This window comes from Streptomyces sp. CA-251247, from assembly GCF_050952975.1.
Taxonomy (GTDB): Bacteria; Actinomycetota; Actinomycetes; order Streptomycetales; family Streptomycetaceae; genus Streptomyces; species Streptomyces achmelvichensis.
Window position 1 is genome coordinate 1 of record NZ_CP191862.1, and the last position, 24,528, is coordinate 24,528.

The 24,528-nt window shown below is 67.4% G+C and carries 26 protein-coding genes; 18 read left to right on the forward strand and 8 right to left on the reverse strand.

Going from position 1 to position 24,528, the window contains the following annotated elements; translation table 11 throughout:
• Positions 1-512 precede the first annotated feature (512 nt).
• Positions 513-683 carry a hypothetical protein gene (locus ACQPWZ_RS36565; RefSeq protein WP_433573958.1) on the forward strand — a complete coding sequence of 57 codons (171 nt, stop codon included), beginning with the start codon at positions 513-515 and terminating at the stop codon, positions 681-683.
• A gap of 875 nt (positions 684-1,558) precedes the next feature.
• On the forward strand, positions 1,559-1,729 hold the full coding sequence (locus tag ACQPWZ_RS36570) for a hypothetical protein (protein ID WP_433573959.1): 171 nt from the start codon (positions 1,559-1,561) through the stop codon (positions 1,727-1,729).
• Positions 1,730-1,821: 92 nt separating this feature from the next.
• On the opposite strand, the gene ACQPWZ_RS36575 is transcribed toward ACQPWZ_RS36570, so the two are convergent.
• Positions 1,822-2,382, reverse strand: coding sequence for a hypothetical protein (locus ACQPWZ_RS36575; protein ID WP_433573960.1), 561 nt, complete (start codon positions 2,380-2,382; stop codon positions 1,822-1,824).
• A 339-nt stretch (positions 2,383-2,721) separates the two neighbouring features.
• Here ACQPWZ_RS36575 and ACQPWZ_RS36580 point away from each other — a divergent pair, with 339 nt between their 5' ends.
• Positions 2,722-3,243, forward strand: coding sequence for a hypothetical protein (locus ACQPWZ_RS36580; protein WP_433573961.1), 522 nt, complete (start codon positions 2,722-2,724; stop codon positions 3,241-3,243).
• Positions 3,244-3,586: 343 nt separating this feature from the next.
• The gene (gene mobF / locus ACQPWZ_RS36585) at positions 3,587-8,086 is read left to right on the forward strand and encodes a MobF family relaxase (protein WP_433573962.1); all 4,500 of its coding nucleotides are present in this window, start codon (positions 3,587-3,589) and stop codon (positions 8,084-8,086) included.
• A gap of 64 nt (positions 8,087-8,150) precedes the next feature.
• On the opposite strand, the gene ACQPWZ_RS36590 is transcribed toward mobF, so the two are convergent.
• A complete protein-coding gene (locus tag ACQPWZ_RS36590) occupies positions 8,151-8,804 on the reverse strand; it encodes a hypothetical protein (RefSeq protein ID WP_433573963.1) in 654 nt (217 codons plus the stop codon).
• Between the two features lie 95 nt (positions 8,805-8,899).
• Between ACQPWZ_RS36590 and ACQPWZ_RS36595 the strand changes: the two genes are divergently transcribed.
• The gene (locus ACQPWZ_RS36595; protein WP_433573964.1) at positions 8,900-9,439 is read left to right on the forward strand and encodes a hypothetical protein; all 540 of its coding nucleotides are present in this window, start codon (positions 8,900-8,902) and stop codon (positions 9,437-9,439) included.
• 57 nt (positions 9,440-9,496) lie between these two features.
• Here the strand turns inward: ACQPWZ_RS36595 and ACQPWZ_RS36600 are convergent, their stop codons facing one another.
• The 4 genes from ACQPWZ_RS36600 to ACQPWZ_RS36615 form a co-directional block, all read right to left on the reverse strand.
• Positions 9,497-10,105, reverse strand: a complete 609-nt coding sequence (locus ACQPWZ_RS36600) for a hypothetical protein (RefSeq protein WP_433573965.1) — start codon at positions 10,103-10,105, stop codon at positions 9,497-9,499.
• The gene (locus tag ACQPWZ_RS36605) at positions 10,102-12,021 is read right to left on the reverse strand and encodes a type IV secretory system conjugative DNA transfer family protein (protein ID WP_433573966.1); all 1,920 of its coding nucleotides are present in this window, start codon (positions 12,019-12,021) and stop codon (positions 10,102-10,104) included. Before ACQPWZ_RS36605 ends, ACQPWZ_RS36600 begins: the two co-directional genes overlap by 4 nt.
• Positions 12,022-12,200: 179 nt before the next feature.
• Positions 12,201-13,517 carry a DUF2637 domain-containing protein gene (locus ACQPWZ_RS36610; protein ID WP_433573967.1) on the reverse strand — a complete coding sequence of 439 codons (1,317 nt, stop codon included), beginning with the start codon at positions 13,515-13,517 and terminating at the stop codon, positions 12,201-12,203.
• Between the two features lie 70 nt (positions 13,518-13,587).
• On the reverse strand, positions 13,588-13,770 hold the full coding sequence (locus ACQPWZ_RS36615) for a hypothetical protein (RefSeq protein ID WP_433573968.1): 183 nt from the start codon (positions 13,768-13,770) through the stop codon (positions 13,588-13,590).
• 249 nt (positions 13,771-14,019) lie between these two features.
• Here ACQPWZ_RS36615 and ACQPWZ_RS36620 point away from each other — a divergent pair, with 249 nt between their 5' ends.
• The 9 genes from ACQPWZ_RS36620 (at position 14,020) to ACQPWZ_RS36660 (ending at position 19,702) form a co-directional block, all read left to right on the forward strand.
• Positions 14,020-14,220 (forward strand): hypothetical protein, encoded by a 201-nt coding sequence (locus ACQPWZ_RS36620; protein ID WP_433573969.1) that lies wholly within the window; start codon positions 14,020-14,022, stop codon positions 14,218-14,220.
• A gap of 244 nt (positions 14,221-14,464) precedes the next feature.
• Positions 14,465-14,650 carry a hypothetical protein gene (locus tag ACQPWZ_RS36625; protein WP_433573970.1) on the forward strand — a complete coding sequence of 62 codons (186 nt, stop codon included), beginning with the start codon at positions 14,465-14,467 and terminating at the stop codon, positions 14,648-14,650.
• A complete protein-coding gene (locus ACQPWZ_RS36630) occupies positions 14,647-14,919 on the forward strand; it encodes a hypothetical protein (protein ID WP_433573971.1) in 273 nt (90 codons plus the stop codon). The genes ACQPWZ_RS36625 and ACQPWZ_RS36630 overlap by 4 nt, the downstream gene beginning before the upstream one ends.
• A complete protein-coding gene (locus ACQPWZ_RS36635; RefSeq protein ID WP_433573972.1) occupies positions 14,919-15,371 on the forward strand; it encodes a DUF4326 domain-containing protein in 453 nt (150 codons plus the stop codon). The genes ACQPWZ_RS36630 and ACQPWZ_RS36635 overlap by 1 nt, the downstream gene beginning before the upstream one ends.
• On the forward strand, positions 15,368-15,781 hold the full coding sequence (locus ACQPWZ_RS36640; protein WP_433573973.1) for a hypothetical protein: 414 nt from the start codon (positions 15,368-15,370) through the stop codon (positions 15,779-15,781). Before ACQPWZ_RS36635 ends, ACQPWZ_RS36640 begins: the two co-directional genes overlap by 4 nt.
• A complete protein-coding gene (locus ACQPWZ_RS36645) occupies positions 15,778-16,488 on the forward strand; it encodes a hypothetical protein (RefSeq protein WP_433573974.1) in 711 nt (236 codons plus the stop codon). The genes ACQPWZ_RS36640 and ACQPWZ_RS36645 overlap by 4 nt, the downstream gene beginning before the upstream one ends.
• Before the next feature lie 514 nt (positions 16,489-17,002).
• Entirely contained in the window at positions 17,003-17,950 is a 948-nt protein-coding gene (locus ACQPWZ_RS36650) for a hypothetical protein (protein WP_433573975.1), read from the forward strand.
• Between the two features lie 220 nt (positions 17,951-18,170).
• Positions 18,171-18,827 carry an AAA family ATPase gene (locus tag ACQPWZ_RS36655; RefSeq protein ID WP_433573976.1) on the forward strand — a complete coding sequence of 219 codons (657 nt, stop codon included), beginning with the start codon at positions 18,171-18,173 and terminating at the stop codon, positions 18,825-18,827.
• A complete protein-coding gene (locus tag ACQPWZ_RS36660) occupies positions 18,827-19,702 on the forward strand; it encodes a hypothetical protein (RefSeq protein WP_433573977.1) in 876 nt (291 codons plus the stop codon). The genes ACQPWZ_RS36655 and ACQPWZ_RS36660 overlap by 1 nt, the downstream gene beginning before the upstream one ends.
• 50 nt (positions 19,703-19,752) lie before the next feature.
• Here the strand turns inward: ACQPWZ_RS36660 and ACQPWZ_RS36665 are convergent, their stop codons facing one another.
• Positions 19,753-20,454 carry a restriction endonuclease gene (locus ACQPWZ_RS36665; RefSeq protein ID WP_433573978.1) on the reverse strand — a complete coding sequence of 234 codons (702 nt, stop codon included), beginning with the start codon at positions 20,452-20,454 and terminating at the stop codon, positions 19,753-19,755.
• A 1,031-nt stretch (positions 20,455-21,485) separates the two neighbouring features.
• On the opposite strand from ACQPWZ_RS36665, the gene ACQPWZ_RS36670 reads away from it, so the two are divergent.
• The gene (locus ACQPWZ_RS36670; protein ID WP_433573979.1) at positions 21,486-22,013 is read left to right on the forward strand and encodes an RNA polymerase sigma factor; all 528 of its coding nucleotides are present in this window, start codon (positions 21,486-21,488) and stop codon (positions 22,011-22,013) included.
• Positions 22,013-22,714: a hypothetical protein gene (locus tag ACQPWZ_RS36675; protein ID WP_433573942.1), complete on the forward strand. Its 702-nt coding sequence runs from the start codon at positions 22,013-22,015 to the stop codon at positions 22,712-22,714. Before ACQPWZ_RS36670 ends, ACQPWZ_RS36675 begins: the two co-directional genes overlap by 1 nt.
• 101 nt (positions 22,715-22,815) lie before the next feature.
• On the opposite strand, the gene ACQPWZ_RS36680 is transcribed toward ACQPWZ_RS36675, so the two are convergent.
• Positions 22,816-23,070, reverse strand: a complete 255-nt coding sequence (locus tag ACQPWZ_RS36680; protein WP_433573943.1) for a hypothetical protein — start codon at positions 23,068-23,070, stop codon at positions 22,816-22,818.
• Between the two features lie 503 nt (positions 23,071-23,573).
• On the opposite strand from ACQPWZ_RS36680, the gene ACQPWZ_RS36685 reads away from it, so the two are divergent.
• Both ACQPWZ_RS36685 and ACQPWZ_RS36690 read left to right on the forward strand, forming a co-directional pair.
• Positions 23,574-23,891 carry a hypothetical protein gene (locus ACQPWZ_RS36685; protein ID WP_433573944.1) on the forward strand — a complete coding sequence of 106 codons (318 nt, stop codon included), beginning with the start codon at positions 23,574-23,576 and terminating at the stop codon, positions 23,889-23,891.
• A gap of 163 nt (positions 23,892-24,054) precedes the next feature.
• Complete coding sequence (locus ACQPWZ_RS36690) at positions 24,055-24,435, forward strand: hypothetical protein (RefSeq protein ID WP_433573945.1); 381 nt, start codon at positions 24,055-24,057, stop codon at positions 24,433-24,435.
• Positions 24,436-24,528 lie beyond the last annotated feature (93 nt).

Consider the following 24,528-nt stretch of genomic DNA (forward strand, 5'->3'; position numbering starts at 1 on the left):
GTGGTGTCGTGGACATCTGGCCCCGCATCACTGGGAACTGACGGGAGGCACGTCGTGCACTTCTTCTGGGAGCCGCAGCGTCCGACTGCTGCCGATGACGCAAAGTACCTGACGACCAACCTGCACGTCGGCGGCAAGATCGGCGAAGAGATCCGCGCAAGGGGTATCTGCTGAATAAGTCCTGGCAGGTAGTCCGGGGCCGTTCATTGCCGCGGGCGGAGTGCTCTCTGTACAGCCTGAGTCAACGAAAGCAGTGAGGGAGCTCTCGGATGTGAGTTCCACGGCGATGTCGGTGCTGTGCCCTAGCGTTGTGCCCAGCGCCCCTTCGGCATGACGAAGGGAGACACCGGGCTGCGGTCTTGCTTCCAGGCTCAGCCGCTTCCCGGGTCTCCCTTTGCCCTTTGTCGTGGGTAGCCACTATCCGACGAGACAGGGGGATCCCCATGACTGATTCAGACGGTACCCGAGAGGTACGACAACGTCTTGAACGCGCGGAGTCCACGATCCGGTGGATGTCCGTCACGATGGCCGTACTCGTGGGGGGAGCCTGCGGTCTCGCCGCAGCCCTGATCGTCCTCCTGCTGGCGGGGCCGCCGCTCGTCGCCGTCGCGTACGCCGGCGGCAGCTTCATCGCGGTGGCCGGACTCGGCCTCACCATCCAGGGGCAGCTTCACCGGGTCTGATCCGCGCAGTGAGCACTTGGGGCGGAGGGCAATGTCTTCCACCCCCAAGTCCATGCGGAGGACGTGCCAGCCCACCGTTCTTCAGATGGGCGCGACATCGTCCCGGCCAACCCGCGCCAGACTCTGGGAGACCGGGCCTGCCTTCGTCCAACTTCCTCGCCGCGGCACGGGATCCCTCCGCCAAGGCTCGATTCGTGCCACCCCGCAGCTAAGGCGGGCGGGCGGTGGCGGTAACAGTCGACGGTCCGGTTGTGGCGGCATCTGTGGGCGGTTTACATGGCGGGCGATCTGCCGCCGGCCGCTCTCGTCGTTGCGCGCGTACTTATGGCTGGCGGGGAGGGGAGGGTGCCTGGCTGGCTCCGGTTTGTTGTCCGCAGGGCGGCACTTGGGCTGGTCGCCGTACTCCCGCCGTCACGGATGACGGGCGCGTGAGGAGAGCGCACCACCGGCCGTCGCTGAGGGGGAGCAGCTGCTGCCGCGATGTGCCGGAGGCCCGTGGGGGCGCTCCGCTCAGCGCGCCACCGTTGCGTCCGGAAGTGCAGCCAATGCGGCAGCCCGCTCCCAGAGGGCAGCCGGCGGTCGCCGAACGGATGACACGCCAGCCGTCGCGGCGCAGCATCCGTTCGGCAGCCGCCGCCAGACCAGCGTCAATTCCTTACCCCCACCGTCCGCACGTGTCCGTACAGATACCCGCTGACGGGACCTCCCCGCCCGTTGGGCGGATGGGGGGCCCCGGCTTCTTCATCGCACCCAACTGGGGACTGACCTGTCTTCGGAGCGGGGCTTGCGTGCCTTACCCATCGCTCCCCCATCGTTCGGACCGGCCCCGGCCTGTCCGGGACGAGAGGACTTTCCCGAGATCCTTGGAGGAGCAAGTGAGCACTGAACAGCGCGGTCAGCAGCAGCCGCCGCAGGTACCGGCACCGCAGCAGGCCCCCGACCCGAGAGCGGATCTCACGAAGAAGGCCACCGTGGCCGCGATCGGAGGCGTCGTCTCTGGAGCCGTCCGCGCCGTCGTGGCCCACCTCCTGGCGACTGGCGAGTGATGCGGCCGGGCACGGCGTCAGCCGACGGGCCGATGAGCGTCTGCTCGCCGCCGCTCGTCAGTAACTGCACGAGCTTTTCTCACCGATCGCAGTCACAGGCCCAGCTCTTCCAGCCGCGAGCCCATCGCCCACCGCCCCAACTGCTGGCCGTCGAGAAGGTGGACGCCGCCTTGGCGCGAAGCCCAGAGCACGTCCGCGCGGCTGAAGTCGCCGCGATGGACCACGACCCGAAGCAGGTTGTCGACACCCGGGCGGCCCGCCTCGCGAAGTGGAGCGGGCCCGCTCGCGCCCTCGTCCGCCGAGGTCACCGGGCGGAATGCCACGTCCAGTTCACGACCCCGGCGATCCTTGGCGTACAGGCGCGGACGACCAGGCTCGCCCACATCGACCACCTGCCAGCCATCCCTGCGCAGCATCCGCGCGGCCGCCACGGTCAACCCCTCGTCATCAAGCCGGGACAGCTCCGCTGCGGTGTAGTGGCCGCCCCGCCGGCGAGCAGAGGTGCGGCGCCAGCGATCGAGCAGCATCACCACCCCAGCGAGCAGGACGACGCTCAGCACCAGGACGAGCACGCCGAAGCGCACGTATACCCAGCCGAGGAAGCCCACTGGCACGACGATGGCGAGCCCGAGCCCGACGAAGCCGGGAAGCACGTCACGGAGCGTCGGCCCGTACCGGCCCTGGGCCCGCAACTCCGAAACCGCGCGCTGCCGCTGCGAGCGCCGCGACCCGGGCACCGGCGGACGCCTCCACCAGAAAGGAGGAGGGGCAAGGCGTCGGAAGGCAGGTGACCGAAGCAGCATCCGCAGCGTGCCCACCAGGCTCAACTCCCCACCGTCCGCCCAGCGTGTGTCCCGTAGAGATACCCGCTCGCGCAGGCATCCCGCCAGTCAGCGCCGTCTCCAGCAACAGAACTGGCCGGAGGCAGTCGGGCAGAGGCTTGTCCGTAGCCTGTCCTCCACGACAGCGAACCGGATCAGGGAGGGTGCCCCATGGGTCAGCAGCAGCCCACCTCAGCCGTTCCGTGGGACCGCCTGGCCGCCGACCCGGTGACCGCGGCCAGGTACCACACCAAGGTGTACCGCGGAGGGGGCCCCGACGCCTGCCATTGGTGGCTCGGGGCCATCAGCGACAGCGGGCACGGCAAATTCCGCGCGGGCAGCCGCACAGCGGGCACCTCCCGCGTGGTGACAGCCCACGTTCTCGGCTGGGCGATCCACCACGGCGCGGCCGCGCTCGGGCCGAGCGCCGTCGTCCGACACGCCTGTGACGAAACCAGCTGCCAGAACCCGACCCACCTCCTCATCGGGGAGCGGCTGCAGAACATCGCGGACTTCCAGGCCCGACGCGGACTGTCCGGACACGCTCTGGGAGACGTGCGCGGAGCCGCCGGCCGCGCGGTCGCCGTGCGGGACGCCATCCTGACCGCCGAGGCAGGCGCCCAAGCAGCCGCGATCGTGGCCGCTCTCGCGGCTGGCCACCCCTCCGGGGAGCGCCAAGACACCCTCTGGTGACGCCCGAGGCCGAGCACGGCCACGCCGCCGAAAATCACTTTTGGTAACAGTCGACGCCTGCCAGCAGGCCGGTGGTCGCTCTTCCCACTGCCGTGGCTCACGGCAGTGGACCCGCTACCGCTCGCGCCGGTACGCGCACGCAGGGAGCATCACCAGGTATGGAACGCGACCTTACCCCCGACCCCATGAACCACGTTCTCCACTTCCCGCCTATCCGATCCTCAACTCTCCCAACTCACCGCCACGGCAACCCCTCTAACCACCTGTCATGATCTATCTGCACCGACCTACTTGAATCAACACACCCTTGCATTACTATCCGATGGCTCGTACCGTCGTGACCATGACCGCCACTGTGAGCCCGGGATCTGACCCGGGATACCTGATCAATCAGGTAGGCAAGGGCGGGGAGCACTACTACCTGAAGGCCATCGAGCAGGCTGGTGAACCGGCTGGGATCTGGCTTGGGAACGGTGCGAATGATCTTGGTCTGACGGGTGTTGTCGACCATGAGCTGATGAGCGACATGTACAGCAAGTTCACGCACCCGGGCCTCCACGCGGAGGTTCGGGCGTCACTGTCTGCTATCACGGCCGAGCCCGGGTCAGATGAGTACAGGGCCGAGGTAGCGGCCATCTACGACGAGGCACGCGTGGGCCGCCGGCCGATGGACTACACGAAGTCGACCGAGGAGAAGGTGGCCGCCGCGCTGGAGGAGCTGGGCCCGGATTCGACGCCCGAGCAGCGCCGCGAGGCGGAGCTGAAGGTGCGCCAGAACGCCCCGGCGGCCCGCTCGTACTACGACGTGACGTTCTCCGTGCCGAAGTCGTACAGCCTGCTGCACGCCGGATTCCAGATCGAGGCCGCGCGGCTGCGTGACGCCGGTGACCTGGAAGGCGCGGCCGCGGCCGCCGGGAAGGCGGACCAGGTCTGGGAGTCCGTCATGGAAGGCGTGCAGGCTGGGCTGGAATTCCTGCAGGACGAGGCCGGATACGCCCGCGACGGACGGCATGGCGCCAAGGATGCGGACGGGACTCCGACCGGCCGCCAGGTCGACGCGCACCGCTGGACCGTGGCCAGCTTCCGGCAGCACACGAGCCGGGACAACGACCCGCAGATGCACGTCCACAACGCCATCTGGAACCGCGTCCAGGCCACGTCCACCGACCCGGTGACCGGCGAGAGCCGTTCCAAGTGGCTCGCGATCGACGGGCAGGAGATCTACCGGCACACCAAGGCCGCCGGGCACGTTTTCGAGAAGTCCATGGACGAGGCGCTGTACCGCAAGCTGGGCGTCCGCACGGCGATGCGCCCGGACGGCATGGCCCGCGAGATCGTCGGCATCGCCGAGGAGACGCGCGACAAGTACAGCAGCCGCCGGCGAACCATCACGAAGAAGACGGCTGATCTGGCAGGCGCCTGGGAGGCCCAGAACGGTCGGCCGCCGTCCGCGCACGAGCTGGCACGCATGGCGCAGTGGGCGAACCTCAACGAGCGGAAGAACAAGACCGACGCCGTTCCGCGCGAGGAGCTGCTGGCCCGCTGGGAGGCGGACATGGTGGCCGACACCCGCGAGTCCCTGACGGGAATTCCAGCGCAGGTGGAACGCGCGAGCGTCGAACTGGAACGCGAGCGCCCGTTGGAATCGGAGCTGGAATTCGACCCGCAGAAGGTCGTCCGCGAGGCCGTCGAGAACGCCCAGGACCAGAAGAGCACGTGGCGCCGATCGGACCTCGTAGTCGAGATCACCAAGGGACTGCCCGACTGCCTGGGCGGACTGGAACGCCACCAGGTGCGCGCCCTCGTCAACGAGCTGGCCGACACCGCGCTGCACCCCGGCACGGACACGGGCGTGGTCCGGCTGACCGCCCGCGACCTCGTCCCCCTGCCGCCCGAGCTGCAGCGCAAGGACGGACTGTCCGTCTACGCCCGCCACGGCGCCCGCAAGTACGCCACGGAGGCCCACCTCGAGCGCGAAGGCCGCATCATCGCCAAGGCGACCGAGGTAGGCGCCCCCGCAGTCGGGCGCGAGGCGATCGAGCAGGCCGTGGCCGCCGGCGAACTCAACGAGGGCCAGGAGCAGGCTTTCCGCTCGATCCTATCCAGCGGCCGCCGCATGGAAGTGGTCGCCGCCCCCGCTGGAACCGGGAAGAGCCGCCTTGCGGGCGCGATCCACGACGTCTGGACGCAGGAAGTCGGCCCCGTCATCGGGCTGACCGTCAGCCAGCGAGCCGCCCGCGTGCTGTCCGACGAAGGCGTGGAGAACGCCGCGAACATCGCCAAGTTCCTGGACACCAACCGCCGTCTGGAATCGGGCGGCCGGGTGCTGGAATCGGACCGGCAGGCCCACCAGCTGCAGCCCGGCCAGCTGGTCATGGTGGACGAGGCATCCATGGCCGAGACCGGCCAGCTGGACGAGATCCGCCGGTACGCCGACCAGGCGGGAGCGAAGGTCCTGTACGTGGGTGACAACGCCCAGCTGGGCAGCGTGGGCAGCGGCGGGGTGTTCTCCCAGCTGACCGAAGGCCTGCCCAACGTGCACAAGTTGGACCAGGTGATGCGGTTCTCCCACCAGTGGGAGAAGGACGCGTCCTTGAAGCTCCGTACGGGCGATGTGGGAGTGCTCGCGGACTACGAGGCGCGTGGACGTCTGCGCAGCGGCACGGGTGAGGAGATGAAGGCCGCCGCGTACCAGTCGTGGCTTGCCGACCACGTGGGTGGACAGGACGCCGTGCTGATCGCGCCGACGACGACGCAGGCCGATGAGCTGGCCGCCCGCGCTCGCGCGGACCTCGTACGGCTGGAGCTGGTCGAAGAGGACGGCATCGAACTGCTGGACCGCGGTCTGACCGTGGGCAAGGGCGACATGATCCAGCTGCGGGACAACAACCGCCGCCTGACAAGCACCTCCGGCGACCGATTCGCCACCAACCGCGACGTGGTGAAGGTGCTCGGACTGTCGGAGGACGGCTCAGTGACCGTCGCCTACGACGACGGAGACACCCTCCAGCTCCCGCCCTCCTACGTGCAGAAGCACGTGGACCTGGCGTACGCAGGCACGATCCATTCCACCCAGGGGCGGACCGTGGGCACCGCCCACTCGTACTGGGACGGCACCGGCTCGCGGGACGCGTTCTACGTCGCCATGACCCGCGGCCGCGAGCGGAACACCGCGTACATGTCGACCGACGTCCCCGGCGCCCCCGAGGGCGAGCGCCCCGACGGAATGACCCTCTACAAGCAGACGCTGGAAAATTCCAGCGTGGAGAAGTCGGCCACCAAGACGCAGCAGGACGAGCTGGAATGGTCCACGTCGCTCGCGAAGCACACCTACGAGCTGGAAGACCTCTCGACCCGCGACGCGGAGACCCGGTTCGGGCGTGTGCTGCACGATGCGCTGGGACCCGAGCGCTACCGCGAACTGCGGGACAGCGAGGAGTACGGCTCCCTCGTCCGCCTTGGCCGCAGCGCCGAGGCCGCCGGCCACGACGCGCACGCGTTGCTACACGAGGCCACCGAGCGGGACCTGTCCGACGCCAAGCACCTTGGTGCGGTGCTGCACTGGCGACTGGAACAGGGAATCGAGACCGCCGACCGCCTCCAGGTCCACGCGGACGAGCGCCGCGTACGCGAGGCAGTCGAGGAGCAGGAGCAGACCGCCACCCAGGTCATGTCCGATGCGCAGCTGGTCGATGATGCGCAGGGCATTGCGCACGCTCTTGCGCAGCAGACGGAGCAGATGCAGCTGCAGGCCGGTGTCCTGCACGGTGCGCAGGAGCCGCAGGTGCGGGCCGCCATCGTGGAGGAGCGGCGAGCGGCTGCTGAGGAGCGGGCCGACTGGCGGAACCGGGCCGCTGGAATCGCGGGCCCGGAAGGCGAGTACGCCCGCGCGGTCGCCGAGATTGCCGAGGAGAAGCGGCTGGAACTGGGACGGCAGCTGGCCGGGGCCGAGGAGCTGCCGCATTGGGCAGAGCGCGCGTTCGGGCCCGTGCCGGAGAACGATGTGTGGCGCGAGCGCTGGATCGAGCGCGCCGGCACCGTCCTGGCCTACCGCGAGGCCCACGAGCACGAGCACGAGCGGGACGCGATCGGCCAGCGGCCGGGCCGCGGTGCGGTCGACGTCCGCCAGGACTGGGACCGGGCCTACCGCGCGCTGGGCGAGCCCGACGACCGGATGGACCTGGTCGGAGCGTCGGACGCCTCCCTGCGACGCATGGTCGAGCGCTACACCCGCGAGACCGGATGGGCACCGCCCCACGTTGCCGACCAGCTGCGCGAGGCGAGCGAGTCCCTGGCCGAGGCCGAGCGCGAGTCTCTGCAGACGTACATCCAGGCGATGGAGGCCGAGGCGGACGAGCAGCGCGAGGAGCTGCAGCAGACCGCCGAGGGGTACGAGGCCCTGACCGCCACGCTGTCCGAGGACGTCGAGAAGCTGGAACAGGTCCACGGGGCGCGTGCCGCGTGGCACGAGCACACCGAGCCCACACGCGAGCAGGCGCAGGAGGCACAGCGCCAGCTGGAACTCCGCGCACCGGAACGGCAGACCCTGGAACTGCCGGAGGACGTGCAGGCCGAGGTGGAATCGGACCTGGAACAGCAGCACGCCGACCCCGAGCAGCTGCAGCAGTCGCGCGAGCGGGCCCACGAGTCCGGCCGCACCATTACGGGCGAGGACCTGGAGGAAGCCGTGCGCACCGCCGCTCGCGCAACCGAGATCCTGAACGACCGCGAGCAGACACAGCAGATGGCGGAGGCCGAGCGGACCCGCCGGGACGAACCCCAGGTAGTCATCGAGCCCCAGATCCAGGCTCAGCAGATCCAGGGCCACGAAGTCGAGATGTAGGCACTGGCAGGCGCCTCTGACCGTCAAGCCATGCGCTGGCGCGGGCCACATGATCGAGGCCGCACTACCCCAGCAGTTGAGCCGCCTGATCTGCTGCGGCGGTCAGCTCCAGCGATAGTGCTGGCGCCAACCGAGCAGCTGCCCGTCTGACTGCTGCCAGACGACGTCGAGCCGTACTCGGCTCAACCTCGCCATCCTGAATCTCATCTTCCAGGTCATGCGCAACGTCCCGGAGTTCCTCCGCTTGTTGCTCGTTCACCCGCGGATCGTCTGCGTACTGCCGAAGAAGCACCACCAACTGGGCGAACTGCTCGACCGCCATTCCTTGCTGCACCACGTTTGTCTGTGTGATCGAATCTCCAACGTTTCCGAACTGGTGCCCTTGGCCCCCGTTCACGTTGAACTCCATCCGAGTCCCCGGCTCACGGTCCCGCACGTACGCCTCCACATCCGCACCCCGGTAGATGCAGTCTCGACCCTCCACTGTCAGAGTCAACCGAACCGGATTCTCAGTCCACGCCCTCAGCACTGTGAGCAGTCCACGCGCCTCCATGTACGCAACCGCGTGCTTTGCCACTTCGGTGTCGATGCCGTCGGCTGCGGCAGCCTTATCTGAGGCCAGGAAGGTCTCCAGGTCGCGCCTCGGATGATCGCCCATCGCGTCGACCCATCTAAGAATCGCCCCACAGACCCGGTTCCTCGTTGCGACGTCGCTCATAGTCAGACCCTAAGAGCCTCAGCAGCCTCCGAAACAACGTTCGCGCAACCTGTGATGCCTGGCAGCGTGTCAGTGGCCGGCGCTACCGTCGTGCCATGGCCAGCAGCAGCGCCCCGTGGACTGGGAACAAGCCGCGGCGCCTTCACGCCCCGCTCGACCTGGACACCCCGAAGTCGACGCCGTTGCCCGGGACGACGCCCAAGTGGCCGGGCCACGAGTACGGGTCCACCTTGGTTCCAGCGAAGGACCCGAGCACACCGGGCCTTCCAGGGAACGTGCGCAGGAGCCGGGCAGAGCTGGAATCGCTCCGAGACGATGCAGCCCGCCAGTTCCACACCGGCGCCGACGCCCAGCTGCACCGCGAGATTGACGTGCGCCGTCCAGCGGCGGCCGCCGAGGGTGTGTGGGCCGTGGCGTCCTGGCTACTCGGGGAAGTGCTCTACGCGCCGCTGAGCGGCGAGCGGTACGAATACCCGTACACGGAGCGCCAGGTAGGGCTGGAACGGACGCACGCGCGCGACTGCATCGAAGGCAACGACTGGCCCGACGTGGACGCGGACTATGCCGCCGGCGTCCGGTACACCGTGGGCTGGGCGATCTGGCCAGACGAGGAGCGCCCGGTGCCCGCCGCCTGATGAGCGCACACGATGAGGCCCGGACCATGTTGGTCCGGGCCTCTGTCGTTGGGTGGCTCAGTCGGGCAGTTCGCCCGATCTCAGCAGGTGAATGTGGGACCTCACCGCGTCCAGGTCCACCTGGAGATTCTTGTTCTCCCACGGGTCCTTGTGCTTCGTCTCCCCGTACCCGCCGCCGCATTCCTTCAGGATGAACTGCCCCTGGCGCACGGCGCCGGGCAGCCAGCGGTCCAGCCACTCAGCAACCCGCAGTGGTCCCGATTCCGGGTCGGTGAACGCCCAGTAGTGGGACGCCATCAGGCCCGTCAAGGTCTCCACCATGTCCGGGTGCCTGTACCAGCACGAGGTGGGAGCCTCCGCGTATCCGAGCATCTCCCGGTACGAACGAGGCCACCGGACGCGGAACGTCTTCTCCATCCAGTCGAGCAGGATCTCCCACGCCTGTGCCTGCTGCTGCGGATTCATGACCGCCCAGTTCCAGACCGCGAACCTTGTAGCTTCCGGCTTGTCTGCCAGTTTGCTGACCACGAGGGACAGCTCTTCCACCGTGTCCGCGAGCCGTTGCCCTTCCAGGGTGTCCAGCCGTTGGTTCGTCTCATCGAGCTTTCGGCTCAGGTCACGAGTGCGAGCCCAGACCGCTGTGATCTCCTTGGGCTGGTCGTTCATCCGGTCTTCCCCCACATGCTCTGGTCAGCGGTCGGTGCCTGCCCGGGAATGCTGCCCGGGGCCGACGCCGGCAGCTGCTGCGGGGCCTCGGGAGCCGTGGCAGGCATCTGTGGCGGAAGGACCGGGCCCGCGACCTGTACGCCCTTCTTCTTCAGCTTCGCCGCCAGCTTGGCCTGTGCCTTTGCCCGCTTGGCCAGTTCCTTGACGTCTTTGCGCTGCCACACGGGGGTGAACTGGTACCGGATCGGCGGCAGATGCCTGTAGAAGACCAGGCCCGTGCCCTCCTTCATCTGCCGGATGGCGTCCTGCGGCATGATCCGGACCCGCCGCGTCGAGATGCTGCGGCTCTGCTTGTCCTCGTCCGTGGAGGACGAGGAGGCCACTTCCTCGTCCTTCTCCCCGCACAGCTGCGATACCTCTTCGAGGTCCTGCGGGATGGACAGGCCGCCGAGGACGACGCGCACGGAGTTGTTCATGATGGTCTGGGCACCGTTGTGGCCCCACCGCTCCCGCAGCTGGGACGGGGACTGGACGCTGATGAGGAGTTGGATGTTGCGGCCGCCGGCATCCGCCGACCAGCGGTGCAGCGGAAGGGGGCAGATCACGGCCGCCTCGTCCAGGACCATCCGCAGGTACGGGTCGAGCCGCCCGCCGGGACTGGCGTCCGCCTGCAGGTACGCAGTCTCGTAGATCTCGCCCACCAGAGCGTTGAACAGGGGTGCGACGCTGCCGTATTGCTGGTCACGGCCGACCAGGTACAGGGTGCCGCGTGAGCGGAGGAAGTCGTCGATGTCGAACTTCTGCTGGCCGGGCCGGGGGGACACGATGTCCAGGACCTGCGGCAGTGACATGAACTCGAACGAGCGGATCAGGGTCAGGTACACGGAGTCCCGCGTCTTCTCCGGCGCCTGCCGGAGCTGGCCGAGGCCCATGGCCCAGCCGTCCGGCACGCGGCCTGCGTGAGCCTGCAGGATGTCCAGTGGTTCCCGCTCCGTCGAGTTGGACACCCAGCCGCGGACCGTCGTCAGGTCCCCGCCCTTGAAGGCGGCCGCCATCAGGTAGCACGAGAGCACCATGAAGCTGTGCCCCTGCCAGAAGGAGGCGTTTTCCATGCTCTCGCCGCTGGCCGAGGCCGCCAGGATGTAGCCCGCCCGCCGCAGTGCCACCACCGGGTCCTCGCAGCCCTCCACGAGATTCCAGCGCAGCGTGTTCTCCACGCCGGAGACACCCGCGTTGAAGACCAGCACCGGCCGGTTGTGCTCGCGCCGCAGCTGGTGGGTGTGCTCGTAGAGGTCACCACGAGTCGACGTCACCACGCAGGCTCCCGCTGCATCGATGATCGCGTTGCCGTACTGGGCGCTCTTTCCGGTACGCGGCGGGGCGTACATCAGCACGATGTCCTCGCAGGCGATGAACAAGGCCCGCTTGTAGAGCAGGTCTGTGCCGATGTGGAGCCCGACATCGTGCGGGTTGATCGAGCGGCCCTTGACCCCTTCCACGGACGGGCGAAGCGTGTTCGCGCGAGCACGCAGGCCCGCGTCGGACAGCCACTTCCTCAGCTCGGGGGGAATGGCGAAGCCGACCCGCGCGGAGTCCTTCCCGCTGGACGTGGGCCCGGACTTGCCCAGGTCCCACCGCTGCTTCAGCTGGTAGTAGCCGAGGCCCCCGCCGGCGGCGATGGTGAGGGCGAAGCCCGGCCAGCCACCGAGCGGGAAGTTCGAGCCCACCGCGTTGATGACGTCGAGGACCCCGCCGGGAGACGGCTCAGGCAAGCCGCCCTCGTCGGCACCGGCCGCCATCGCGACAGCAGGCAGTCCCGCCGCCGCATAGGAGGACCGGCGAGCGGCCCTGTTCTCTGCCGAACCCACGGTCAGGTCGATGGTCTGGTTGGTCGTACTCTCTTCCTTGCGTGACACGAGGTCTCTCTCCTCTGGTCGCGAAGTCCCCGGTAAGGCGGTGCAAGCGCCTGCCGGGGGCGCGTGTTTACGGGTGGGAACCGGTGACCCATCGTCACCGTACGGCCCAGGACTGACAGAGCCGATCGATATTTCCTGACCGGACCTCTCTGACGCGTGCCGCAGTGTGCCGCGCTGCCTCAGCTGTGTTTCTCGATGATCGGCCGCAGGTACTTCCGGGCCGTGCCTTCGGTGAACCCGACGTCCGCGCACAGGCGTCGAGCCAGAGCGCTGGCTGATTGCGCGCGCTCCTCGGCAGTGAGCTGCAGATAGAGGTGTTCCAGAAGGTCCACCCCGGTCAGTTCCACCGCCTCGGGTTCCGTGGCCGGTGCGGGCACCGACGCCTCAGGCTGCGGCTCCGCACTGCTTGGCGACGCGGGCTCAGCAACCGGAGCCGGGTCCTTCTGGAACCAGTCAGTGCCGTTGCTGTCGATCCGGGCCTGCACCATCTGCGGTCGCTTGCCGTTGTGAGCCGCCACCGGGCCAGCAGCGCCCGCTAGCTGTGCATGGGGGCGGAACGCGTACGGCTCCATGTGCGGCGTCGTTTCTGCAGCTGGCAACGGGTCGCGGTCCTCCGTGACGTCGTCCGGCTCGACCTCGTGCTGCGTGTCGTGATCCTGCACGTCCGCCACGACCGGCGCGGGAGTGGTTGTCCGCTCCACGGCAGGGAGTTCCGGTGGGACCTCGTCCACCCGCTTCAGCTCCACGGGCAGGGGAATCCCCGCCGCCGCGAGGCCCGCCGGCGCCGTCTGCGTGAGTGGTACGCCGTACTTGGCCAGCCGCAGCGGCATCATTGCTTCCACCGGCGCCTTTCGCCGCCAGGAACGCCCGTAACGGGCCTGCAGCCGGGCCTGGTAGATCAACCGGGCCTGCTCCATCTCCACTGCCACCTCGTAGCTGCGGACCTCCCAGAGCTTCATGCGGCGCCACAGCTTGAACGTGGGAAGGGGAGAGAGCAGCCAGCGGGTGAGGCGCACGCCCTCCATGTGCTTGTCGGCCGTGATGTCCGCGATCCGGCCCACCGCGTGCCGTGCCGCCTCCACGGATACGACGAACAGCACGGGGATCACCGCGTGCATGCCGACGCCCAGCGGATCCGGCCAAGCGGCCGCGCCGTTGAACGCGATGGTGGCCACGGTGAGCAGCCACGCGGTCTGGCGGAGCATCGGGAAGGGGATGCGCAGCCAGGTCAGCAGCAGATCGAGCGCGAGCAGCACACAGATACCCGCGTCGATGCCGATGGGGAAGACGACGGCGAAGTCGCCGAACCCCTTCTGCACGGCGAGTTCGCGCACCGCGCCGTACGAGCCAGCGAAGCCGATAGCCGCAATGACGACGGCACCAATGGTGACGAGGCCGATCAGCACCCGATGGGTGCGGGTAAGCCGCGGAACCAACTTCTCAGGGGCAGATGCAGATCCGGATGGATCAGCGGCCGTACCCTGGTCGTGACGCATGTAGGTCTCCAATCTCAGCGTCTGAGCCTCGGTGGTGTTGCCTCACCGCCGGGGCTCGCCTTTTTGCGCGTCAGCCGCCGCGGCTCGTCAGGTATTCGTCGATCGCCTTGTCGAGCAAGTCCTGCAAGTTCTCGTCGTTGGCCGCGGCGTACACGCGCAGCCGCTTGCGCACGGAAGCCCGCACGCGTCCCGAGATCAGCACTCGTTCCTCGTCCGCCGCGCCGCCGGCCGCCTGGTCCCGCTGTTCGGGCACGTGGCCTCTCCTCATGGGTGGTTCCAGTGTCTGGAGCACCTTAGATCGCCTCCCTTCTGACGCTCGATTAGGACGGTACAGCAGATCAGCTAGAAAGTCATCAATCTAGATTGTTGACAAGCTAGGTGTGGGGGAGGTTAATGGAAATGCGAGAGGACCGGGGTTGCAGCCCCGGCCCTCTCCGCCCGGAACGGCGTTGACGCGCCCTCCGAGCTGGGACACCCCTAATCCGCGAAGAGAGGGATCTCCGTGCAGAAGTCTGCCAGCCGGACCACCGGCATCTCCATCCCGGCCCCCGCGAACCCTTCCCGCCTCGTGCTGGTCGGCAAGAAGGGCCCGGCGTTCAGCGCCCAGTGCGCGGACTGCGCCGGATTCGACACCGTCGTGATCCGTCGCAACGGCCAGGCCACCACCGTCCGCTGCACGTGCCTGCTGGCGGTGGCCCGATGACCGACGCCGAGCGCGAGGAAATGTCGCGCAAGCTCGCCGAGGCCAACCGCCGCAGCAGCGGAGGTTCGGGCCGATGAGCGACACCCGCCCGCCCCTGCCGATCCGGCCGGAGCCGCACCAGCGCGACGGACGCCAGTCGCAGCAGCAGCCCGCGCGGCCGCACCCCGCCCGATAGGGCCCCGGCGGGCCGCCCCGATCGCGGGCGGCCCGCCTCTCTTTCTCGCCTTGATGGAGAGGCACACCCATGTCGCACTGCACCACCACCGTTGTGCTGGAACGGATCTCCGACAGCGACCTGCGCGCCGACAGCCGCGCCGAGTGGCTGGCCGGGGAGTACCGCGCCGGCGAGTACCCGACCGCCCACGTCCACTACGACCTGACCGGCGGCGCGTTCGTCGTGGTCGCCCCGCAGGGGGGTGCGTCCGAGTGACCATCGCCCGCGAACGCCTCATCGCGCTTGCCGCCCTCGTCATCTCCGTACTGGTGCTGGCCACCTCCGTGGAGATCGGGCGCACAGTCATCGATGCCGCCCTGTCCGCCCTGACCGCGTACGGCGTCACCGTGGTGCTGGCAGCGCTCGCCCTGTCCGTAGGGCTCCGGAAGATCTGGAAGGCCAGTAAAACCGTGCTGGCCGTCGCCGTCGTGATCGCCCTTCTTCTGTTCGGCATGGGCAAGGCCGTGGCGGAGGTGATCAGCTGATGCGCGCTCGCCAGGGCCTGCCGATGAAGGGTGGCGTGCAGCTGCCCATGTTCTCCGTCGAGGCCGAGCCGAAGCCCGCCACCACCGTGGATCCGGCAACGACCGAGGCCGATCCCCAGACGCCAATTGGCGACTCCACCACCGTGGTGGACCTCCACGGTCACCAGGACGACCCGGAGTACGCGGACGTCGTGTACGTGGGCCGCCCAATGTTCCAGGGCGGATGGAAGCTCCACGGCCACATCCTCGCGAACCCCTTCAAGGTCGGCCGCCACGGCGACGCCGCCGCGGTGGTCGAGAAGTACCGGGCTTGGCTGGCCGCACGGCCGGAGCTGGTCGCCCGCGAGCTGCCCAAGCTGCGCGGCCGGCGGCTCGGCTGCTGGTGTGCCGACAACGCCCCCTGTCACGCCCGCGTGCTCGCCGAACTCGCCGACCAAGAGGCGGACCGGTGAGCGAAGGAGAGGAGTTCAACCCCTGGAAGTGGGACCGCGACGACGCCCGGAGCGGGCAGGCCCGACTCACGATCGAGCGACACGGCCACCAGGTCTCCCTCGACCACCGGGGCGTATCGATCGACGGGCGCCGCATCGTCCACGACGACCCGTCCAAAGGCACCGACCCGCACGGGTTCGAGGTCCGTCCGGACGGAACCGTGATGTACCGCGATACCGAGGTGGCATCCATAAGCACACCGGGGCTGTCCGGACGCGGAGAAGTCACCGTCTGGGGCAAGAACGGGCCCGGCGCCCGCGAGCGCCAGCAGCAGGAGGAGGCCGACCGTCAGCGCCGCGACGCCGGATATCGAGCCCAGCAGACCCGCCAGCAGGAACTGACCCGAGAAGGACAGGAGATGACGCTGTGAGCGACCAGAGCCCCGCACCGTTCGATCCGGCGCTCTACCTGATCGAGCAGGCCCACCGCCCGCCCGTGCCCCCGACGTTCCGCCCCGCCCCGCAGCTGCCTCCGAAGCGGTCCGCCGGCCGCTGGCTGTGGGACCACTTCGGGCGCCTGGCTCCGGGCCTGGCCACCACCACGATGTCCGCGCTCGCGTGGAGCTGGGGCCAGAACATCCCGACCGGCTCCACCGCCCCGCTGTGGATCACAGGCAGCCTTGCCGCGCTCGCGGGGTGCGCAGGATGCGTCGCCGCGTCGAAGCAGCACGGCGACAACGACACTGTCCGCCTGTCCTTCGGCGGGGCCGCCGTGCTCGCGTTCGCCGGAGTGACCGCGTGGACGCCGGACTGGCAGCTGGCCAGCCTGCTGTGGGCCGGGTGCACCGCCGCGGTGTACGCCGTGTGCGCGCCCTTGTGGCGGACCGACCGTCGCGAGGCCCGCAACCAGGCGCACGAGCTGACCATGGAGGAGACCAAGGGCATCAACACCGCCAGAGTGGCCGCCATCGAGGCAAGCGCCACGGTGGCGACCGCCCAGTGGGAGTACCGCCAGGAGCAGGCCAGGGTGCAGGCAATCGTGGCGGCCGCCGAGGTCCGCCAACAGCGGAGGCTGGAGCCGGGCCAAGAGCTGGACGTGCAGGCGCTGTTAAAGGCTGCGCACGCGGAGCTGAACTGATCCTTACGGTTCAAACGGAGAGGGCTCCCCGCGTCAGCACGGGGAGCCCTCTGGGTCCTTCTCAGGTCTTAAGCCAGTAGGTGAGCCCAGTACGGACTTGAGCTCACCGCCCCGCTGACACTGACCAACCAAAACAGCAGCGTCAGGGACATGGATACCCGCAGATGCCGCCCCGCCTCCACCTGCAGGCCACCCCGGGCAAGCGTGAGGCCCCACTGACGATCGTCCTTCCTCTTAACCACCTGTTGTCCCCTTCTCCATGCATGCCAGTAAGTCCCGGTACTAACCGGGTAGCGCATGCGGCGATGAACCGATGGTGCGGGCAGCGGGGAAGACGAAGCCAGCATTCCGAACGGGCCCGCTGAAGCTCATACACCGCAGGTCAACGCCGTACGAGGGAGCCTCACGGCCGTACATACCCTTCGTTCGGTGCTGTTCGGCAAAGACCGCGAACGTTCGGCGACTGAGCCCTAAGCTTTCCTCACGCACAGTCAGGGGGCGGATCCGGATGGCCGTGGAAAAGATCGAGACTTCAGACGAAGACCTTGTTGCTGCGGCGGACGAGGCCTTGAAGTCCTTTGCTGAAGGCCTCGAACGGTTGCACATCGAATCCGGCGCCCCGTCCCTTCGGCAGATCGAGAAGCGTGAAGGCAGGCGGACGATCTCGGCAGCGGCCATCTCTGAGGCCCTCAACGGGAAACGGCTACCCTCCCTAGATTTCGTCCTTGAGCTGGTACGTCGTCTCACGGCGAATGATGATGTCGCCGGTCGCAGGTGGCATGAGAAGTGGATCAAGACGAAGAGTGCGCAGAAGAAGGCGGCCATGGCGAGGAAGCGGGTCAAGGCTGCCAGCGCTGCCACAGCTGGCGTGTTAGCCCCCGCTCCGCATCTTCTCGTCCCTCCTCCGAGCGCTGCTGCCGGCGTGGATAGCTCCGATACCGGGGAGCGACTGGATGAGGTCCGTCGCGAAGCCATGCGGTGGGCAACATCGCATGTTGCGGCTGCCGCCGTGCTGGTGGACGAGGCTATGAAGCAAGCCGACCGCATCAAGCAGGTCGCCCTGGAAGAAGCGGAGAGGACCCGCATCAGTGCAGAGGTCCGCCGGGTCAGGTCGATGGAGCTGCAGGAGTCAGCAAGGGAACTCCGAGAGGAAGCAAGCGAACTCCGAGAGGAAGCCTTGGAGCTGCGTAACCGGGCTCTGGCTGACGAACGCCTGGCCAAGCAGACACTCGCCGAGGCACGGCTCGAGGCGGGCGCCTTGGTCCGAGCGGACCAAGAGGAAGCTCTCCGACTGCTGAACCCGACGACAGACCAGCCAACCGAAGAGCCAATCCCCATCAACAGCCCAAGCTTTACTGTCCCCGACCTTTCGGACATCTCCTGGGCAGACAAGCTTCGTGCCCTCCACGCGTACCGAGCAGAGATACGCCGCGGGCTCGAAGGCACCGCCTGGGAGGACTAGGAGCGACGGACGGGGATGCTCCTGCACGGTCTCTCCGGCCGTAGTTGCCGCAGAAGTGGTGGGGGAAGCCGTGACTCAGCCCTCAGGCTCGATACGGTTCCTGCAGTGTGGGGCACCGGTCAGATCTGTCGACCAGTGTCACGCGCCCGCCGGTCAGCTTGGGGCAGATCCGGCAGGCGCGTCCGTACGGCCACTGCACACCTAGATCCAAGGAGGAACCGTGGCCGACGATAGTGGCGACGTTACCGTGATCGGCTGCCTGAAGGGTGGATCGGCAAAGACGACAACTGCCAACTACCTGGGCTTCGTTCAAGCAGTCATGAAGAAGCGCAAGAAGGTCATGGTGGTCGACGCCGACACCATCTCCCAGACCACGTTCGACTGGGCCAAGGATGCCAAGGCAAAGGGCATCGACTACCCCTTCGAGGTCGAGCGGTACCCCTTCGAAGACATCGGCGACCGCCTGGCAGAGCTCCGCGCCGCCGGCTACGCCGTCTTTGCTGACATCGGGGGCGGCAACGCCGCTCTCTTCACCGAAGCCCTGAAGGTCACCGACCGTCTACTAGTGCCGGTTGCGCCCTCCGAGTTCGACACCCGCCGCCTGGAACCTACCTTTCGGACCGCGAAGGCTGCCGCCCTCTCTCACGTGCGTCCCGAAGGTTTCGCCGCCTACGTCCTGCTGGCCAAGTGCAGCCAATCGACACGCTCCGCCCGAGACGCCCGCGAGCGGCTCACCAGCGGATCCAGCCCCTTCCCGGTGCTGGACGCCGAGGTATCCCTACTGGTCGAGTATGAGCGGGCCATCGGCAAAGTGCCGACGAACCTAGACGAATATGCGGCCGTTCTGGACGAGATGATGGCTGCGGAGGCGAGCTGATGGTTAAGCCCGTCCGGATGGGAGCGTCGAGCACAACCGAGGTTGCTGTACCCGCCCCCTCCATGGAGCCTTTCTCCACCACAGCCGAGCTCAACTCTGTCGGTCAGCTTGCCCCGGCCGAGCAGGAGAAGGTCCGTCAGGCTCGCGCCGGCCGCATACTGCGCGGACCCAACCTGGACCCGAGCCTGTCCCCGGCCGAAGCGCTCACGGTTCTGGAGAACGTCATCTCCACGGCCGCAGCGAAGCGCGACGAGACGATCCGCGCCGCTCGCAACGCAGCCGCAGCCAAGTTCGTGGACGAAGCCGGACCCGCGATGATGCAGATCCGGGATCGGGAGCTCTACCGCGTCAACCACCCGGAGCGCACATTCGAGCAGTACGCGCTGGAGGTCTGGGGATACAGCGAAAGCCACGTCTACACCCTGATGGATTCCGTCATGGTCCGCGCCGCGCTCGGTGTGGCCGGAAGCTCGGAGCAGCAGGAGGTCCCGCTCAACACTGGGCACGTCCGAGCACTGGCTCCAGCCATCCGGGCACACGGTCCCGAGGTCGCCCGGAAGATGTGGGCCGACGCGCAGGAAACTGGCAGGGTCACTGAGAAGACACTCCGGGACGCCAGGAAGCGGATCGCGGGAGAGACCTCCGAAGCTTCGGAGGTTAGTGACGTATCGTCAGGGACCTCCGAAGCTTCGGAGGTCCGTCAGGACGCAATCGCGTCACTCCGCCAGACGCTCGCTCTTCTGCAGAAGGCGTACGACAACCTTGGGGACGGCACCGGCAAGGCGGCCCGTGTCGCTGACCCAGGCGAGGCGGAGCAGCTTCTCCATGAGATCGCCCGGTACGGCGGCCGCATCGCCCACCGCGCTCGTACCTGACAACACCGAAGGGGCCCGCCGACTCACATGGCGGGCCCCTTCGGTCTTCCTCACGACAACGAGCTCGGCTTTCGCGGAGGGGGAACGGCCCGCAGGAGTTCCCATAGGGGCCGCCCGCTCGCGGCCCATTCCCCGAGCACGTTGCGGTCGACCAGGTGGAGCTTCTGTGATCGGGCCAGCGGCAGGCAGCCAGAGGTGAAGCGTCCGTTCGTCACGAGGACCACGACGTCCGCACCGTGGAGCTGGCGGGCGGTGCCGTTCAGGACGTGCAGGTCCGGGGTCCCGACAGGGGAGCCGGCGCGCCCGTTCCGGCGGTGCTTGCACTGGATGACCCAGCGGCGCCCGAAGGGGTCCGTGGCCTTCACGTCCGCCCCGTTGTCGCCTGCTCCGCCGACCTGCACGGCATCAGTGCAGCCGTCCCGCTTCATCAGATCCCGTATCGCGTGCTCGAACTCCCGGTGATGCAGAGCGTCGAGCTGGCTGATCGCGTACCGCAGGCCGCGAGACCGGACCCGCTCCCACTGCAACCGCTGGTGTCGCTGGTACAGCCAGGCGTAGAACACGGCCACGCCCAGGACGAGGGCCACCATCAGCACCCAAGGATGCTCGCTGACCCAGGTGACCACCGCGACGGCTGCCGCGATGGCTGCGACAGCAACGACGCCGTAGCCGATCGCTTGCGCTTCCAATTGCTGCTGGCGCTTGGTCTTGCGCGCCGGGCGCCGCCGCGCGGGCGGCCGCCGGCGGTTCATCGCCCGCTCCCGCTGGTCTCGAAGCGGATCGGGTACGACACGGACCGCCGCGGTGCTGGCTTCCGCTCCACCTTGGGGAAACGGATCGGGTACGTCACCGACTTCTGCGGACGAGGCTTCACCGCCCGGCCGTTGTCCGCGAACGTGATCGGATACGTTGCTGTCTTCTGAGGACGCGGAGCCTGGCCGTTCCCCGTCCCGGTGCTGATGTTGCCGTTGCCTACGCCGAGAATCGCCACCGTGGCCACGGCTAATATCGCCATCTCGTGACGTGCTCCCGGCGCCCATCGTGAGTACCCCCGGACCTTGGTCCCATCAGCCTTCACGTGCTCCCTGACCCACGGCACAGCTGTCCTCCCCCTCATGGTCTGATCCCCGAACGACCCATCAAAGCAGCGCGCACTGACAGTCGGTCAGAGGGCGATCACCCGGCGTGATGCTGGTGGGGCGGGTGCGGCAGATGCGGCGATGACGTGAGGAAAGGTGCCTCCGGCGGGCCACCCTGCTGAGGGGGTCGGGGCCGCGGATCCTGGGATGCGGGCGGTTGGGTGGTGACGGTGACGGGTTGCGGTTCTGCCCCCTCACCGCACGGCACCCGGAGGGCACCACAGCCGCCGCCGGACCGCTAGGCCGAGCCGCTTCGCGGTCGCGCAAGCGCGAGCCTGGCACCCCGACAACGCCCGCGGTAGGGCTTCGCCTGCCGCCCAACGAGGGAACGTCCAGCCCGCAGCTTCGGCTGTGGCAGGGCGAATTGGCAGGCTCCTCAAGCCGTAGAGCTTCCTATCCGCGAAGCACATAAATGCGAACAGAAGTTACCCAGGAGTTACTTGTAGTGATCAAGGCATAGCCTTGCGTAAGTTTTTCTTCTTTTCGCTTAGACGTTTGACGTGGTTCGCGCGGCTTCCCCTGTGAGGGTCGTCGATCCTCCATCGCGCGCAGCTCAGCGTGTGGTGCTGACGCGTGAGGGAGTGCAGTTGAACGGGGACGTTGTGACCCGGCAGCTTCGAGCCGAGCTGCCAGTCAGGCTCCCGGTGCCGTATGCGGCCTTCACGAGCCAGCACCGAGACGCCTACTACCGCTACGCCTTCAGCAAGCTTGCCTCGCAGAGCGACGCGCGCGAGGCGGTGAATGACTTCTTTGTGAAGTTGTTTCTTCGATGGCAGGAAGCGTTGCGTAGTGCCAACATCACAGCGTTCGCATGGAAGATGCTGCACGACCATGTAGTTGACTCCCTGCGGCGTCGCGACCGCCGGCCAGCGCCAGTCGACATGGCATTTCAGCCCCTCAGTACACCGATCTGGGCTGGGGACGACGATCCCATCGAAGCGCTGCTCATCAGGATTGATCTCTACCGTGCGCTCGATGCCCTTCCCGAGCGGCAGCGGCAGTGCTTCTGGCTTCGGCACGTCCTGGGCTACAAGGCGGTTGAAATCGCAGAGCTCACCGGAGTTAGCGCTTCCACAGTACGGACCCACATACAGCAGGCCACCAGGCAGCTAGCGAGCCTGCTTCAGCTCGACCACGGCCGGGACGTTCCGGCTCCGAGGAAGGCGTCCTGATGACGTTCGCGGATGTCTTGCAGGGACTTCAGATCGCTGTGCCCACCTATACGCAAGCGCAGCAGGAGGAAGACGAACGACAGCTCCATATGCTGATTGCCGCCGCGGTTCTGCAACGCGAAGTGGCTCACAATCTGCGGGTTCACAGCTGGCTGGTGCCGGCATCGCCAGAGTTCACCGGTCTGCTGCTCCAGGGCGCGGATCCGGGCAGGTCAGCGCAACTGCCGCAGATGGCGCGCGAAAGAGCCTCCGAAGATCTCCAGGCTCTATGCCAGCTCGTTGTGCAGCGGCCGGACATCGAACAGCTACTGCTGTCCTTCGTGGAGGTTCCAGGCGAAAGCCAGGGCGCCCTGGTCTTTGCCTGCTTGCTCCAGTTGTGCGGCTACGTGACGAACGCCCGCTTCTGGTGGCACTTCGCGGCTGGCGCTGGAAGCACAACTGCCGCCTACTGCCTGTTCCTGGACGGCCTCTTGCTGGACCGCGCGGACGAGGCAGTGCACTGCTACGAACGGCTAGGTGGCGCCGACTTCGTCCGCCACTACAACGATGGCGGCCCCCCACCAGCAGAGTTCAGTGCCAGCCTGTCTACCTGCCTTTACGAGCACATCGAGCAGGTCAGCCACGAGGACTTCGGAGTCATTGCTCTGCCAGGCCCAGGACTGCCGGCCAAGCTCGCTGAGCGACGAGCGGGTGCACGGTGAGAGCGCCACAGCCCCTAACGAAGCATGTGCACGGAAGCAGTCTGCTCGCCGGGGCTGCAGCTCTCCGTTTGCGCAAGTCTGTGGCGGACCGATGCCAGGGCTCAGACCATCCACAGCTGGCGGACCGACTTGCCATCGTGGGACTTGAGGAGAACCTCGTTCCCGCGGGCCGTCTCCTTTTCCACCAGCTCCAGCAGAGCTACCGCTCGACGGACGGTCTCGGTGATCGAGATGCCCTTGTGCTCCTTGTACCAGCGAAGCTTGGCGGCCGTCTCGGCATTGATGTTGACGCTCAGTCGAGTGACTTCAGTCGGCGGCGCCACTGTACGCGGCGTCTCAGTCGAGTTCTCAGGCATGCCAACGCTCCCAATTCGAAAATGTCAGGGCGGACCCGGACACGACAGCGCTCGGGTCCCCACATCCAGGCTGCAACCTGCGATTCCCCGAACGGATTCGCGCACACGAGTCGGTACCTGTGTCGCACAGAAGAGCGAAGCAACCCCTTTGCCTCACTCGCGCGTGATTCCCCCCAACCACTGACGACACCAGCGCCCGCGCCGGCCAGCCATCGGACTCACAGGACAAGTAAATGACCCATCAGACCATCCCCTTCGGCCGCACCGGACGGAACGCGCCCCCTTATGTTGCTCTCCTGAGGACGTGATGTCAAGTAAATCCTCACCAGATGAGGTTCAGATACACTCTGGATGTGTCATCGATGTGCATTGGATGTGTATCCAGTGTTGAAAATGATCACATGCCGTGTGATATTCTTCCCCCCAAGCCGCGCTTGGGGGGTATCTGCGTCGCACCGCCATCCCTTCGCCTGTCTGGCGGAACCTCAGAGGGGACACCACGCATGGACAACCAGATCTCGGTGTACGAGGAGCCCAAGAGGCCCCGGACTGGTGCCGTGCGGATCTGCGTCCGGACAAAGGTGGGTTACCTGACCCCCTTTCACGAGTGGCACAACATTGACGCGCCGCAACGGGCCCCCGAACTCCCCCTCTGTGTAGGAGAGTTCATCCCGACCAACGACCCTGATCCCTGTCTGAACGGTGAAGTGGTGCTGCGAGAAGAAGAGATACCTCTGCCCGACATCGCGACGTGGAAGATCGGGCCGCCTGAGCCGCTTCGTGACTGCATCCCCGGGCCCAGGGGGTGCGTTCACGCATGAACGAGAAGCCGGAGCCGCCGTCGAGGGACCAGCACTTATGGGAGGAGGACGAGCAGCCCCAGACTGGGGTGCCCTTCTACACGCTTGGCCCCCCGACCCCCTGGCCACCATTGGGCCAGGAGATACCCCTGCAGCGCGGTTCTGAGACGGAGCGCTGACGCCCGTGACCACAGAAGGTTCCGAGTTCGTCGAGGACGAACCTCCGGCTGAAGACGACCAAGGCCTGATCGTTGTCGACGAGGCGGAGCCCAGCGACGAGTTCGTAGAGCACGTACAGCCGAACTCCACGCTCGGCGACGCGGAACTCCTCGGCGCCCATGACACCGAGCGCCACATGTACGAGACCCGGCGCAAGTTGGCGATGGGCCTCTTGTGGCTAGTCGGGGCGCTGGCCAGCCTCCCCACTGTTGCCCTGATTTTCGGCCATTGGCTGCATTTCAAGAGCGACGACTACCGCGAGGTCAGCCTGGTCTTCACTCCCATCGTCGCGCTGGCCAGTGCAGCCTTCGGGTTCTTCTTCGCCAGCGATGAACGCCGCATCTGAACTGACACGCACTCAAGTTTCTCCGGGCGAGGCAGCACCCTATCCACAAGCTTGGCGGTGCAGACCGCGACCACTGCCGCAGCACCCTGCGAC